Annotated in this window: 11 protein-coding genes; 2 read left to right on the top strand and 9 right to left on the bottom strand. The window is 62.5% G+C overall.

Annotated elements, in window-relative coordinates:
- Window positions 1-126: 126 nt before the first annotated feature.
- Window positions 127-582 carry a transposase gene (locus F6X61_RS04695; protein ID WP_153785613.1) on the top strand — a complete coding sequence of 152 codons (456 nt, stop codon included), beginning with the start codon at window positions 127-129 and terminating at the stop codon, window positions 580-582.
- A 102-nt stretch (window positions 583-684) separates the two neighbouring features.
- Here F6X61_RS04695 and F6X61_RS04690 read toward each other — a convergent pair whose 3' ends face one another.
- The 7 genes from F6X61_RS04690 to F6X61_RS04660 form a co-directional block, all read right to left on the bottom strand.
- Window positions 685-1,578: an ABC transporter permease subunit gene (locus F6X61_RS04690; protein ID WP_153785612.1), complete on the bottom strand. Its 894-nt coding sequence runs from the start codon at window positions 1,576-1,578 to the stop codon at window positions 685-687.
- Window positions 1,575-2,495: an ABC transporter permease subunit gene (locus F6X61_RS04685; protein WP_178125767.1), complete on the bottom strand. Its 921-nt coding sequence runs from the start codon at window positions 2,493-2,495 to the stop codon at window positions 1,575-1,577. Before F6X61_RS04685 ends, F6X61_RS04690 begins: the two co-directional genes overlap by 4 nt.
- Entirely contained in the window at window positions 2,492-3,634 is a 1,143-nt protein-coding gene (gene potA / locus F6X61_RS04680) for a polyamine ABC transporter ATP-binding protein (protein ID WP_110992168.1), read from the bottom strand. The genes F6X61_RS04685 and potA overlap by 4 nt, the downstream gene beginning before the upstream one ends.
- A 75-nt stretch (window positions 3,635-3,709) precedes the next feature.
- Window positions 3,710-4,804: a polyamine ABC transporter substrate-binding protein gene (locus tag F6X61_RS04675; RefSeq protein WP_153785610.1), complete on the bottom strand. Its 1,095-nt coding sequence runs from the start codon at window positions 4,802-4,804 to the stop codon at window positions 3,710-3,712.
- A 160-nt stretch (window positions 4,805-4,964) separates the two neighbouring features.
- Window positions 4,965-6,062 carry a polyamine ABC transporter substrate-binding protein gene (locus F6X61_RS04670; RefSeq protein WP_153785609.1) on the bottom strand — a complete coding sequence of 366 codons (1,098 nt, stop codon included), beginning with the start codon at window positions 6,060-6,062 and terminating at the stop codon, window positions 4,965-4,967.
- A 168-nt stretch (window positions 6,063-6,230) separates the two neighbouring features.
- On the bottom strand, window positions 6,231-7,592 hold the full coding sequence (locus tag F6X61_RS04665; RefSeq protein WP_153785608.1) for an aspartate aminotransferase family protein: 1,362 nt from the start codon (window positions 7,590-7,592) through the stop codon (window positions 6,231-6,233).
- Window positions 7,593-7,641: 49 nt separating this feature from the next.
- Window positions 7,642-9,000: a glutamine synthetase family protein gene (locus tag F6X61_RS04660; protein ID WP_153785607.1), complete on the bottom strand. Its 1,359-nt coding sequence runs from the start codon at window positions 8,998-9,000 to the stop codon at window positions 7,642-7,644.
- A 667-nt stretch (window positions 9,001-9,667) separates the two neighbouring features.
- Between F6X61_RS04660 and F6X61_RS04655 the strand changes: the two genes are divergently transcribed.
- On the top strand, window positions 9,668-11,044 hold the full coding sequence (locus F6X61_RS04655) for a glutamine synthetase family protein (RefSeq protein WP_110992163.1): 1,377 nt from the start codon (window positions 9,668-9,670) through the stop codon (window positions 11,042-11,044).
- Between the two features lie 139 nt (window positions 11,045-11,183).
- Here F6X61_RS04655 and argA read toward each other — a convergent pair whose 3' ends face one another.
- Both argA and argE read right to left on the bottom strand, forming a co-directional pair.
- On the bottom strand, window positions 11,184-12,482 hold the full coding sequence (gene argA, locus F6X61_RS04650) for an amino-acid N-acetyltransferase (protein WP_153785606.1): 1,299 nt from the start codon (window positions 12,480-12,482) through the stop codon (window positions 11,184-11,186).
- A 125-nt stretch (window positions 12,483-12,607) separates the two neighbouring features.
- Window positions 12,608-13,750 (bottom strand): acetylornithine deacetylase, encoded by a 1,143-nt coding sequence (argE, locus tag F6X61_RS04645; RefSeq protein WP_153785605.1) that lies wholly within the window; start codon window positions 13,748-13,750, stop codon window positions 12,608-12,610.
- Between the last annotated feature and the right edge of the window lie 133 nt (window positions 13,751-13,883).

The following is a 13,883-nucleotide window of genomic DNA, read 5'->3' as shown; positions in this document are numbered from 1 at the left end:
CTCCCACAGGGCCGAGCTGGATCAATGGTCTACGACATGCGGCCACATTCTGAAAACATCTGCCACGCGTAGCTTCAAGACGCGCCACTAGTGTTCATGCCGAGCCCCTATTCAAGGACGACTTGCATGAGCCTGGCCCAGTCGTATCTGCTTCGCCGAGGACGGTTCTCTGAACCGGGCAGGATCTATCTACTGACCACCATCACCCACCAACGAAAACCATTGTTCATGGATTTCCATAGTGCCCGGCTCGTGATCAACGAACTGCGCAAATCCGACCAGGAACAATCTTGCCAATCGCTGGCGTGGGTAGTCATGCCAGACCATTTGCATTGGCTTGTCGAACTGCATTCGGTGACGCTTGCCACGCTGATGCGCAGATTCAAATCGCGCTCGAGCCTTGCCTTGCATAAGTCGGGAGTTGAGCAGGAGCCGGTATGGCAGTCCGGCTATCAGGACAGAGCAATACGTCGAGACCAGGATGTGAAGTGGGTTGCCAGGTATATCGTTGCCAATCCATTGCGGGCTGGGCTGGTGGGAAGTGTCAGGGATTACCCGCATTGGGATGCGGTCTGGCTTTGAACCTGTGCCGGGTCATTCGCGGGTGAACCCGCTCCCACAGGGTTAGCGCCGCACTCAAGATGGGCGCTGTACCTGTGGGAGCGAGTTTACTCGCGAATGGCGTCAGGCCTGTGCGGTGGCCTGGGCCGGGCGACGCACCTGCGGCTGCGAAACGTTGGCAGCAGCGCCTTCTTCGATCGCCTGCTGGATCGCCTTGCGGCGACGTTCTTCGGCCTGGCGGCTGAAGTACCAGACCAGGAAGGTCACCAGCGACACCGACAGCAGGATCAGGCTGGCCACGGCGTTGATCTCGGGCTTCACGCCCAGACGCACCGCCGAGAACACTTCCATCGGCAGCGTGGTCGAGCCGGGGCCGGACACGAAGCTGGCCAGCACCAGGTCGTCCAGCGACAGGGCGAACGACATCATGCCGCCCGCCGCCAACGATGGCGCGATCATCGGGATGGTGATCAGGAAGAACACCTTCCACGGCTTGGCACCCAGGTCCATGGCCGCTTCTTCGATCGACAGGTCCAGCTCACGCAGGCGCGCCGACACCACCACCGCCACGTAGGCGGCGCAGAACGTGGTGTGGGCGATCCAGATGGTGACGATGCCACGCTCCTGGGGCCAGCCGATCATCTGCGCCATGGCCACGAACAGCAGCAACAGCGACAGACCGGTAATCACCTCGGGCATCACCAGCGGCGCGGTGACCAGGCCACCGAACAGCGTGCGGCCCTTGAAGCGGGTGACCCGGGTCAGCACGAAGGCCGCCAGGGTGCCCAGCGCCACCGCAGCGACCGCCGTGTAGCAGGCGATCTCCAGCGAGCGCATCACCGAACCCATCAGCTGGCTGTTGTCGAGCAGGCCAACGTACCACTTCACCGACCAGCCGCCCCACACCGTCACCAGCTTGGAGGCGTTGAACGAGTAGATCACCAGGATCAGCATCGGCAGGTAGATGAACAGCAAGCCGATGACCAGCATCAGGTTGGAGAAACTGAAGCGTTTCATGCCCGACCCTCCATCTCTTTGGCCTGGCTGCGGTTGAACAGCAGGATGGGCACGATCAGGATCGCCAGCATCACCACTGCCAGCGCGGACGCTACCGGCCAGTCACGGTTGTTGAAGAACTCCTGCCACAGCACCTTGCCGATCATCAGGGTTTCCGGGCCGCCAAGCAGTTCAGGAATCACGAACTCGCCCACCACTGGGATGAACACCAGCATGCAGCCGGCGATGATGCCGTTCTTGGACAGCGGCACGGTGATCTTCCAGAAGCTGTTGAAGGTGCTCGAACCCAGGTCCGATGCGGCCTCGAGCAGGCTTTCGTCATGCTTCACCAGGTTGGCGTACAGCGGCAGGATCATGAACGGCAGGTACGAATAGACCACGCCGATATATACCGCCAGGTTGGTGTTGAGGATCTGCAACGGCTGGTCGATCAGCCCCAGCCACAGCAGGAAGCTGTTGAGCAGCCCGTTGTTGCTGAGGATGCCCATCCAGGCGTAGACGCGGATCAGGATCGCGGTCCAGGTCGGCATCATGATCAGCAGCAGCAGGACGGTCTGCGACTCCTTCTTGGCCTTGGAGATGGCATAGGCCATCGGGTAGCCGATCAGCAGGCACAGCAGGGTGCTGAACAGGGCGACCTTCAACGAACCGAGGTAGGCCGAGATGTACAGCTCGTCTTCGGTGAGCAGGCCATAGTTGGCCAGGTTCAGCACCAGCTGCACCTTGCCTTCGAGGTAGCTGTAGATCTCGGTGTAAGGTGGGATCGCCACGTCGGCTTCGGCGAAGCTGATCTTCAACACGATGAAGAACGGCAGCATGAAGAACAGGAACAGCCAGATGAACGGCACGCCGATCACCAGGTGCCGCCCCTCCGGGGTCAGGCGCTGGAAGGCTCGCTTGAGCTTGCGCAGTTTCATGACCGCAGTACCACGCCGCTGTCGTCTTCCCACCACACGTACACTTCGTCACCCCAGGTCGGGCGGGTGCCCTGACGCTCGGCGTTGGCGACGAACGACTGGACTACCTTGCCGCTGGGCAGCTCGACGTAGAACACCGAGTGGCCACCGAGGTAGGCGATGTCGTGAACCTTGCCACGCGACCAGTTGTGCTCGCAGGTTGGCTGCGTGGTGGTGACCAGCAGTTTCTCCGGGCGCAGGGCGTAGGTGATGTGCTTGTCTTCCACCGAGGTGGTGATGCCGTGGCCGACGTAGATCTTGCGCTCCAGCTCCGGGCTGGCAATGACCGCGTGGCCTTCGGCGTCTTCGACCACTTCACCTTCGAACAGGTTGACGTTGCCGATGAACTCGCAGACCAGGCGGCTGGTCGGGGTTTCATAGATGTCGATCGGGCTGCCGATCTGGGCGATCCAGCCCAGGTGCATGATGGCGATGCGCTGGGCCATGGTCATGGCCTCTTCCTGGTCGTGGGTCACCATCACGCAGGTCACGCCCACGCGCTCGATGATCTCCACCAGCTCCAGTTGCATCTGCGAGCGCAGCTTCTTGTCCAGCGCGCCCATCGGTTCGTCGAGCAGCAGCAGCTTGGGGCGCTTGGCCAGCGAACGGGCCAGGGCCACACGCTGGCGCTGGCCACCGGACAGCTGGTGCGGCTTGCGCTTGGCATATTGGGTCATGTGCACCAGCTTGAGCATCTCGGCCACGCGGGCGTCGATCTCGGCCTTGGGCATCTTGTCCTGCTGCAGGCCGAAGGCGATGTTCTGCGCCACGGTCATGTGCGGGAACAGCGCGTAGGACTGGAACATCATGTTGATCGGCCGCTCGTAGGGCGGCATGTCGGTGATGTCGACACCGTCGAGGAAGATCCGTCCCTCGGTCGGGCGCTCGAAGCCGGCGAGCATGCGCAGCAGGGTCGATTTACCGGAACCGGAGCCACCCAGCAGGGCGAAGATCTCGCCTTTGCGGATTTCCAGGGACACATCGTCCACGGCTATGGTTTCGTCGAACTTCTTCGTGACCCGGTCGATCTTGACCAGCACCTGCTTGGGTTGCTGGCCACCCTCGAGGGCTTTCTTATAGGCACCGGAGGCAACTGCCATGAGTGAAACTCCCAACAAGATTTATATGCCCACACGGCCTGTTGCTACAGGGGCCGTGGCGGGCCTGGATTGTTGTTACTTGCCCGACTTGACCTTGGTCCAGCTGCGGGTCATCAGACGCTGCACCTTGGGTGGCAACTCTGCGTTGACGAACATCTTGTCCAGCACTTCCTGCGGTGGGTAAACCGCGGCGTCAGTCCTCACGGCCTGGTCCATCAGGTCGCCAGCCTTGGGGTTCGGGTTGGCGTAACCGACGTAATCACTGACCTGGGCGATAACCTCAGGCTTCAGCAAATAGTTGATGAAGGCGTGGGCCTCTTTGAGGTTCTTGGCATCCTTGGGGATCGCCAGCACATCGAACCAGAGGTTGCCGCCTTCTTTGGGGATTGCGTAGGCCAGGCTCACGCCTTTCTTCGCTTCAGCAGCGCGGGCCTTGGCCTGGAACACGTCACCGGAGAAGCCTGCCGCGACGCAGATGTCGCCGTTGGCCAGGTCGGTGATGTATTTCGAAGAGTGGAAGTAGGTCACGTAGGGGCGCACGGCCAACAGCTTGGCCTCGGCCTTCTTGTAGTCTTCAGGGTCGGTGCTGTTGGGGCTCAGGCCCATGTAGTTGAGCACCGCCGGGAGCATCTCGTCGGCCGAGTCGAGGAAGGCCACGCCGCACTTGCTGAGCTTCTTCATGTTCTCGGGCTCGAACAGCACGGCCCAGGAGTCGATCTTGTCGGTGCCCAGCACCGCCTTGACCTTCTCGACGTTGTAGCCGATGCCGTTGGTACCCCACAGGTAGGGCACGGCGTACTGATTGCCCGGGTCGTTCTTCTCGAGGCGCTTCATCAGCGCCGGGTCGAGGTTGGCATAGTTGGGCAACAGACCCTTGTCGAGCTTCTGGAACGCGCCCGCCTTGATCTGCTTGCCGAGGAAATGGTTGGACGGCACCACTACGTCATAGCCGGTCTTGCCGGCCAGCAGCTTGCCTTCCAGGGTTTCGTTGGAATCGAACACGTCCTGCACCGGCTTGATACCGGTTTCTTTCTCGAAATCCGCGAGGGTGGTCGGCCCGATGTAGTCGGACCAGTTGTAAATATGCACCGTGGGCGCCGCTTGGACGCTGCAAGCCAGCGTCAGGCCCGCTCCAGCCATCAAGGCCTTGCGCAATACAGAAATAGACAAGTGGGGGCTCCTTACAATCAGTGCCTTTGCGGGCGGAAAACCTGGCCGCTCACGCAAAACCGGCGCGCAACTTACCTTCACGGCTACGATGCCGCAAACTTATTTGCCTAAAGCTGCCTCTGGGCCGCAAAGGCCCGGCCCAGAGGGTCCCGCATCGGGCTTACTTGCCCGACTTGATCTTGGTCCAGCTACGGGTGATGTCGCGCTGGGCGGCCTTCTCCGGCGCCTTGATGGCGTACAGCTGTGCCTTCACTTCATCGGACGGGTAGATAGCCGGGTCGCTGGTGATGTCCTTGTCCACGAACTGGGTAGCCGCCTTGTTGCCGTTCGGGAAGCGCACGGCATTGGTGATGCCGGCCATGACTTCCGGTTGCATCAGGTAGTCCATGAACTTGTAGGCCGCTTCGACGTTCTCGGCGTCCTTCGGAATGGCGACCATGTCGTAGAAGGTGCCGGCACCCTCTTTAGGAATGGTGTAGCTCAGCTTGACCTTGTCGCCGGCCTCGTGGGCACGGGCCTTGGACTGCTCCAGGTCACCCGAGTAACCCACGGCCACGCAGATGTTGCCGTTGGCCAGGTCCGAGATGTACTTGGAGGAGTGGAAGTAGGTGATCGAAGGACGGATCTTGAGGAACAGGTCTTCGGCGGCCTTCAGGTCTTCCTTCTTGGTGCTGTCGCTTGGCTTGCCCAGGTAGTGCAGCGCGGCCGGGATCATCTCGGTCGGTGCATCGAGGAAGCTCACGCCGCAGCTCTTGAGCTTGGCGATGTTCTCAGGCTTGAACACGGCGTCCCACGAATCGATCTTGTCCACGCCCAGCGCGGCCTTGACCTTCTCCGGGTTGTAGCCGATGCCGATGGAGCCCCACATGTACGGGAAGGCGAACTTGTTGCCCGGGTCGCTGGCATCGCCGACGGCCTTGAGCAGGGCCGGGTCGAGGTTTTTCCAGTTGGGCAGCTTGGAACGGTCCAGCTCCTGGTAGACGCCAGCCTTGATCTGCTTGGCCAGGAAGTTGTTGGACGGCACGACGATGTCGTAGCCCGACTTGCCCGCCAGCAGCTTGGCTTCGAGGGTTTCGTTGCTGTCGAAGACGTCGTAGACGACCTTGATGCCAGTCTGCTTCTCGAAGTTGGCCACGGTGTCCGGGGCGATGTAGTCCGACCAGTTGTAGACGTGCAGCACTTTGTCATCAGCCTGAACAGCGGTCGCCACGGCACCCATCAGGGCGGCGGCCAGCAGCGTCTTGCCCAATTTCTTCATGCGTAATGCTCCAGAATTTATTATCAAGCCATCTGTTCAGCAGCCAGGGCCCACGGTGCACGCGCTGGGCGACTAAACAGCCGTTAGTCTGGCAAGTTACAAGGCGCTGTTTCAACACAACCAGGGCCTTGTAATGACTTAATGTCACCTCGCCAGCCTAGCAGACCGTCATTTGATCGCTTCGTAGGTCAAATCCAGGCACTTGCGCGCCTTTTCCACCAGCTCGTCCACCTCGGCATGGGTAATCACCAGCGGCGGGGCGATGATCATGGTGTCACCCACGGCGCGCATGATCAGGCCGTTTTCAAAGCAGAAGTTGCGGCAGACCATGCCCACGCCCTTGCCCTCGTAACGGCTGCGAGTCGCCTTGTCCTTGACCAGCTCGATCGCGCCGAGCAGGCCCAGGCCGCGCACTTCGCCCACCAGTGGGTGGTCCTGCAGCTCACGCAGTCGTTTTTGCAAGTAGGGTGCCACTTCCGTGCGGGCGTGCTCGATGATCTTCTCGTCACGCAGGATGCGCAGGTTTTCCAAGCCCACCGCCGCCGCCACCGGGTGGCCGGAGTAGGTGAAGCCGTGGTTGAAGTCGCCACCTTCGCTGATCACCTTGGCCACCTTGTCACGCACGATCACACCGCCCATGGGGATGTAACCGGAGGTCAGGCCCTTGGCGATGGTCATCAGGTCGGGCTTGAGGTCGTAGTAGTCGGAGCCGAACCACTCGCCGGTGCGGCCGAAGCCACAGATCACTTCGTCGGCGACGAACAGGATGTCGTACTTGGCCAGGATCTCCTTGACCTTCGGCCAGTAGGTCTCTGGCGGGATGATCACGCCGCCGGCGCCCTGGATCGGCTCGGCGATGAAGGCGGCGACGTTGTCTTCGCCGACCTCGAGGATTTTCTTCTCCAACTGCTCGGCGGCCCATACCCCGAATTCGTCCGGGGTCATGTCGCCACCTTCACCGAACCAGTACGGCTGCGGGATGTGCACGATGCCTGGGATCGGGAGGCCGCCCTGCTCGTGCATGCCGCTCATGCCGCCCAGGCACGCGCCGGCAAAAGTGGAGCCGTGGTAGCCGTTGATGCGGCCGATGATGGTCTGCTTGTGCGGCTTGCCCTTGAGCGCCCAGTAGTGGCGGACCATGCGCAGCACGGTGTCGTTGCCTTCGGAGCCGGAGCCGGTGAAGAACACATGGGTCATGCCCGCAGGGGCCACGTCGGTGATCGCCTTGGCCAGCTCCAGCGCGGGCGGGTGGGCGGTCTGGAAGAACAGGTTGTAGTACGGCAGCTCGCGCATCTGCTTTTCTGCCGCCTGCACCAGTTCTTCACGGCCATAGCCCACCGCCACGCACCACAGGCCGGCCATGCCGTCGAGGATCTTGTGGCCCTCGCTGTCCCACAAATGCACACCCTGCGCCTTGGTGATGATGCGCGGCCCCTTCTCCTTCAGCTGCTTGTAGTCGCTGAAAGGTGCAAGGTGGTGCTCGCCGCTCAGGGTCTGCCATTCACGGGTTTGCGGGTTGTTGACGCTCATGTGCTTCTCCATGGTCCGGTGGCCGCGCCTTGGGCGGCCTCAGGGTTGATCACACAGCAAACAGCAGGAACTCTCGCTCCCAGGAGCTGATGACGCGCTTGAAGTTTTCATGCTCGGCGCGCTTGGTGGCGACGTAGCCGGTAATGAATTTCTTGCCCAGGTACTGCTCCAGTGCCCGGCTGATTTCCATGCGTTCGAGGGCATCCTCGATGGTCAGCGGCAGGCGCAGGTTACGGCGCTCGTAGCCACGGCCCTGTACCGGCGCGCTGGCCTCGATGCCTTCGACCATGCCGATGTAGCCGCACAGCAGGCTGGCGGCGATGGCCAGGTACGGGTTGGCGTCGGCGCCCGGCAGGCGGTTCTCGACTCGGCGGTTCTGCGGGCCGGCATCCGGTACGCGCAAGCCGACGGTGCGGTTCTCTTCACCCCACTCGACGTTCACCGGCGCCGAGGTGTCCGGCAGGAAGCGGCGGAACGAGTTGACGTTGGGGGCGAACAGCGGCAGCGCCTCGGGGATGAACTTCTGCAGGCCACCGATGTGGTTGAGGAACAGCTCGCTCATGCTGCCGTCGGCATTGGAGAAGATGTTCTTGCCGGTGGCGGCATCGACCACGCTCTGGTGCAGGTGCATGGCACTGCCTGGCTCGCCGGTCATCGGCTTGGCCATGAAGGTGGCGGCCACGTTGTGCTTGAGCGCCGCCTCGCGCATGGTGCGCTTGAACACCAGGATCTGGTCGGCCAGGTGCAGGGCATCGCCGTGACGGAAGTTGATTTCCATCTGCGCGGTGCCGTCTTCGTGGATCAGCGTGTCGAGGTCCAGCTGCTGCAGTTCGCACCAGTCATAGACGTCCTCGAACAGCGGGTCGAATTCGTTGGCGGCCTCGATCGAGAACGACTGGCGGCCAGTTTCCGGGCGGCCGGAACGGCCCACCGGCGGCTGCAGCGGGAAGTCCGGGTCTTCGCTGCGCTTGGTCAGGTAGAACTCCATCTCTGGCGCGACGATCGGCTGCCAGCCCTTGTCGGCGTAGAGCTTGAGGACTTTCTTGAGCACGTTGCGCGGCGACAGTTCGACCGGGTTGCCCTTCTTGTCGTAGGTGTCGTGGATCACCTGGGCAGTCGGCTCGATGGCCCAGGGCACGAGAAACACCGCGTTCTCGTCGGGGCGGCAGATCATGTCGATGTCGGCCGGGTCGAGCAGTTCGTAATAGATGTCGTCGTCGACGTAATCGCCGGTCACGGTCTGCAGCAGCACGCTCTCGGGCAGGCGCATGCCTTTTTCGGCGATGAACTTGTTGGTGGGCGAGATCTTGCCTCGGGTGATGCCGGTCAGGTCGCTGATCAGGCATTCCACTTCGGTGATCTTGTGCTCTTTCAACCAATCGGTGAGCTGGTCGAGGTTGTTACTCATAAATACCTCAGGAGGTAATGTGGCCCGGTTGCAGGGAACCGGCTGCCATTGACGCCTGGCGTCGGTCAAAGTCGGCGCACACAGCGCCGAGGGGCCTGGACAGGCCCGCGCCTTGATTCTGGATGGAGTGCCTGGCTAAAGCAAAAACCTGCGCGCAGGCCGCCAGTGGATACACTCCATAAGAGTGGCTCCGTGGTGAAAGCAAAGGGCAGATAGAAAGGAAGACGTGCAGTAACGCATTACGAGGCATGGTTTTTTTGTGCGAACCGTCAATTATTGCGGCCACTGCGGCCACCCACTGTTGCAGGCGTGCAATGATCGGACGGTAACCGGGAGATGTACCTGAGCGCACCGTGCATGCGGCGCTGGCAGGTCTCGACAGGCGGACCATGTGACCCTCGTATTATTGTGTTCTGGGTTGTGACCGAGCTTAGCCTTGTTCATTTTTTTACACAACTCCTCCGTAAAAAATAAAACACGGCCCGCTCTGGATAACCCTTCAGCACGAAAATAGCGGATAATGGCACGCCCCGATATGCAGCAAATCTGCCGTAGACGTGCCATTTCAGGGCATCATGGGGCTGGCTTGACTTAGCCCGGTCTTTCCGATTGACTGGGGTTGCAAGCCCCCCTTGATTGATATTTTTAACAACAAAGGTGTTGCATCATGTCGGTACCCCCGCGTGCCGTTCAGCTTAACGAAGCGAACGCGTTCCTTAAGGAACATCCTGAGGTTCTCTACGTTGACCTTCTGATTGCAGATATGAATGGTGTGGTTCGTGGCAAGCGCATCGAGCGCACGAGCCTGCACAAGGTTTACGAGAAAGGCATCAACCTGCCGGCCTCCCTCTTCGCCCTCGACATCAACGGTTCGACCGTCGAAAGCACGGGCCTCGGTCTGGACATCGGCGATGCCGACCGCATCTGCTACCCGATCCCCGACACCCTGTGCAACGAGCCCTGGCAGAAGCGCCCTACCGCGCAATTGCTGATGACCATGCACGAACTCGAAGGCGAGCCGTTCTTCGCCGACCCGCGTGAAGTGCTGCGCCAGGTGGTGAGCAAGTTCACCGACATGGGCCTGACCATCTGCGCCGCGTTCGAGCTGGAGTTCTACCTGATCGACCAGGAGAACGTGAACGGCCGCCCGCAGCCGCCACGCTCGCCGATTTCGGGCAAGCGCCCGCAGTCGACCCAGGTGTACCTGATCGACGACCTCGACGAATACGCCGACTGCCTGCAGGACATCCTCGAAGGCGCGAAAGAGCAGGGCATCCCGGCCGACGCGATCGTCAAGGAAAGCGCCCCGGCCCAGTTCGAAGTCAACCTGCATCACGTTGCCGACCCACTCAAGGCCTGTGACTACGCGGTGCTGCTCAAGCGGCTGATCAAGAACATCGCCTACGACCATGAAATGGACACCACCTTCATGGCCAAGCCCTACCCGGGCCAGGCAGGCAACGGCCTGCATGTACACATCTCCGTGCTGGACAAAGATGGCAACAACATCTTCACCAGCGAGGATCCCGAGCAGAACGCCGCGCTACGTCACGCTGTCGGCGGTGTGCTCGAGACCCTGCCCGCCTCCATGGCGTTCCTCTGCCCCAACGTCAACTCGTACCGCCGCTTCGGCGCGCAGTTCTACGTGCCCAATGCGCCGAGCTGGGGCCTGGACAACCGCACCGTGGCCCTGCGTGTACCCACAGGTTCGCCGGACTCGGTGCGCATCGAACACCGCGTCGCCGGTGCCGATGCCAACCCGTACCTGATGATGGCGGCCGTGCTGGCCGGCGTGCACCACGGCCTGACCAACAAGGTCGAACCGGGTGAGCCGATCGAAGGCAACTCGTACGAGCAGCTGGAGCAGAGCCTGCCGAACAACCTGCGCGATGCCCTGCGCGAGCTGGACGACAGCGAGATCCTCAACAAGTACATCGATCCGAAGTACATCGACATCTTCGTCGCGTGCAAGGAGAGCGAGCTGGAGGAGTTCGAGCATTCGATCTCCGACCTCGAGTACAACTGGTATCTGCATACCGTGTAACTGAAAACGCCGCCCTCAGGGGCGGCGTTTTTGTTTAGCTGCGGCGACGTCTTCTTCGCGGGTAAACCCGCTCCCACAGGCTTTGCACATAACCTGTGGGAGCGGGTTTACCCGCGAAAAGGCCCCCAACAAGCATGCGTCAGAGCGGCTTCTCGAAAATCTTCGAATTACGCTGGAAGTTGTACAGCGACGCCCGCGCCGCCGGCAGCTGCTCCACGCCACAGGGCGCAAAGCCACGCTCGCGGAACCAGTGCGCGGTCCGGGTCGTCAGCACGAACAAGGTCTTCAACCCCAACTGCCGAGCCCGCGCCTCGATGCGTTCGAGCAGCTCGTCGCCACGCCCGCCATGCCGGTACTCGGGGTTCACCGCCAGGCACGCCAGCTCCCCCGCCTCGGAATCGGCAATCGGGTACAGCGCCGCACAGGCGATGATCATGCCCTCGCGCTCGACCACGCTGAACTGCTCGATCTCCCGCTCCAGCACCTCGCGCGAACGGCGCACCAGGATACCCTGCTCTTCCAGCGGGCTGATCAGGTCCAGCAGGCCACCGACATCGTCGATGGTCGCCTCGCGCACCACTTCGAACTGCTCCTGGGACACCAGCGTGCCGCCACCACCACGGGTGAACAGCTCGGTCAGCAGCGCGCCATCTTCGGCGTAACTGACGATATGGCTGCGCGCCACCCCGCCCTTGCAGGCCTCGGCGGCCGCGTCCAGCAATTCCGCCTGGTAATCGCTGCCCAGGCGCTGCAGGTGCGGCGCAATCTGTTGCGGGCGCAGTTCGCGTACCAGTTGCCCCTGGTCATCCAGCAGGCCGGGCTCGGCGCCGAACAGCAGCAGCTTGTCGGCACCCAGCTCGATCGCGGCGCGGGTGGCCACGTCTTCGCAGGCCAGGTTGAAGATCTCGCCGGTCGGCGAGTAGCCCAGCGGCGACAGCAGCACGATGGAGCGCTCGTCGAGCAGGCGGTTGATGCCCTTGCGGTCGACTCGGCGCACTTCGCCGGTGTGGTGGTAATCGACCCCCTCCAGCACGCCGATCGGCCGCGCGGTGACCAGGTTGCCGGACGCTACGCGCAGGCGCGAGCCCTGCATCGGTGACGCCGCCATGTCCATCGACAGGCGCGCCTCGATGGCCAGGCGCAGGGCGCCGACCGCATCGATCACGCAGTCGAGGGTAGCCGCGTCGGTGATCCGCAGGCCATGGTGGTAGTGCGGGGTCAGGCCGCGGGCGGCCAGGCGGCTTTCGATCTGCGGGCGCGAGCCGTGCACCAGCACCAGCCGCACGCCGAGGCTGTGCAACAGCACCAGGTCGTGGACGATATTGCCGAAGTTCGGGTGTTCCACACCGTCGCCCGGGAGCATGACCACGAAGGTGCAGTCGCGGTGGGCGTTGATGTAGGGAGAAGCATGGCGCAGCCAGTTGACGTAATCGGGCATGACGAGGCCTGTGGATAAGTGAACGGAGAACGAAAAGGCGCACAACGTTCGAAAGTCATCGTCGGAACAGGCTTGCGGTCACGCGCGGTCTCCTCTAGGCAGGAACGAATCAGCTCAATGGACGTTTAGCTCAGGCAATAGTGCCGGATCAGGTCACGCAATAGACGCACGGTAGGCTCGATACGTGACATTTCAAGGTACTCGCCAGGCTGGTGGGCGCAGGCGATGTCGCCCGGGCCAAGCACGATGGTCTGGCAGCCGAGCTGCTGAAGATAAGGCGCTTCGGTGCCAAAGGCCACCGCTTCGGCGCGATGGCCGGTCAGGCGTTCGGCCAGTTGCACCAGTTCGCAGTCGGCGGCCTGCTCGAAGGGCGGCACCTCGGGGAACAGCGGCGCGTAGTCGATGCGCACCTCGTGGCGCTCGGCCAGCGGCGCCAGTTTGCCGCGAATGGCCGCGCGCAGCTGCTCGACATCCATGCCCGGCAACGGGCGCAGGTCGAACTCCAGCGCGCACTGGCCACAGATCCGGTTGGGGTTGTCGCCGCCGTGGATGCAGCCGAAATTCAGGGTTGGCGTGGGCACCGTGAACTGCGGATTGCGGTACTTTTCCTGCCAGCCGCGGCGCAGGTCCATCAACTCGCCCATCACCGCATGCATGGCCTCCAGAGCGCTGTGGCCGAGCGATGGGTCCGACGAATGGCCGCTGCGCCCGAGGATGTCGATGCGGTCCATGAGGATGCCCTTGTGCATGCGGATCGGCTTGAGCCCGGTGGGCTCGCCGATCACCGCCGCGCGGCCGAGCGGCTGGCCGGCTTCGGCCAGGGCGCGGGCGCCGGACATCGAGCTCTCCTCGTCGCAGGTGGCGAGGATCAGCAGCGGTTGCTTGAAGTCGTGCTCCAGCAGCGGAATCACCGCGTCGATGACCAGGGCGAAAAAGCCCTTCATGTCGCAACTGCCCAGCCCGACCCAGCGGCCATCGACTTCGGTCAGCTTCAGCGGGTCGCTTTTCCACAGCTGCGGGTCGTAGGGCACGGTGTCGCTGTGCCCCGCCAGCACCAGCCCGCCCGGGCCGGTGCCGCGGCTGGCCAGCAGGTTGTACTTGCCGGGGCTGACCTGCTGGATCTCGCATTTGAAACCCAGGTCGCCCAGCCAACCGGCCAGCAGGTCGATGACCGGGCGGTTGGACTGGTCCAGCGCAGGCTGGGTGCAACTGACCGACGGGGCGGCGATCAGGGCGGCGAACTGGTCTTTCAGCGACGGCAACGGCATGCGCGGACTCCTCGACGGCATCGAAACTCATCATAACAATGCCATCCCTGCGCAGAGCAAGCGATTGCCGGGTACCACGCAATCCCTGTGGGAGCGGGTTTACCCGCGATGGGCCGCAAAGCGGCCCCAAAAC

This window comes from Pseudomonas sp. EMN2 (assembly GCF_009650555.1).
Classification (GTDB): Bacteria; Pseudomonadota; Gammaproteobacteria; order Pseudomonadales; family Pseudomonadaceae; genus Aquipseudomonas; species Aquipseudomonas sichuanensis.
This window is presented reverse-complemented; position numbering and strand designations above follow the sequence as displayed.

Coding starts and splice junctions, on each gene's coding strand:
- F6X61_RS04660 (WP_153785607.1), bottom strand. CDS start 9,000: ATGAGTAACAACCTCGACCAGCTCACCGATTGGTTGAAAGAGCACAAG.
- F6X61_RS04665 (WP_153785608.1), bottom strand. CDS start 7,592: ATGAGCGTCAACAACCCGCAAACCCGTGAATGGCAGACCCTGAGCGGC.
- F6X61_RS04695 (WP_153785613.1), top strand. CDS start 127: ATGAGCCTGGCCCAGTCGTATCTGCTTCGCCGAGGACGGTTCTCTGAA.
- argE (WP_153785605.1), bottom strand. CDS start 13,750: ATGCCGTTGCCGTCGCTGAAAGACCAGTTCGCCGCCCTGATCGCCGCC.
- F6X61_RS04655 (WP_110992163.1), top strand. CDS start 9,668: ATGTCGGTACCCCCGCGTGCCGTTCAGCTTAACGAAGCGAACGCGTTC.
- F6X61_RS04685 (WP_178125767.1), bottom strand. CDS start 2,495: ATGAAACTGCGCAAGCTCAAGCGAGCCTTCCAGCGCCTGACCCCGGAG.
- argA (WP_153785606.1), bottom strand. CDS start 12,482: ATGCCCGATTACGTCAACTGGCTGCGCCATGCTTCTCCCTACATCAAC.
- potA (WP_110992168.1), bottom strand. CDS start 3,634: ATGGCAGTTGCCTCCGGTGCCTATAAGAAAGCCCTCGAGGGTGGCCAG.
- F6X61_RS04670 (WP_153785609.1), bottom strand. CDS start 6,062: ATGAAGAAATTGGGCAAGACGCTGCTGGCCGCCGCCCTGATGGGTGCC.
- F6X61_RS04690 (WP_153785612.1), bottom strand. CDS start 1,578: ATGAAACGCTTCAGTTTCTCCAACCTGATGCTGGTCATCGGCTTGCTG.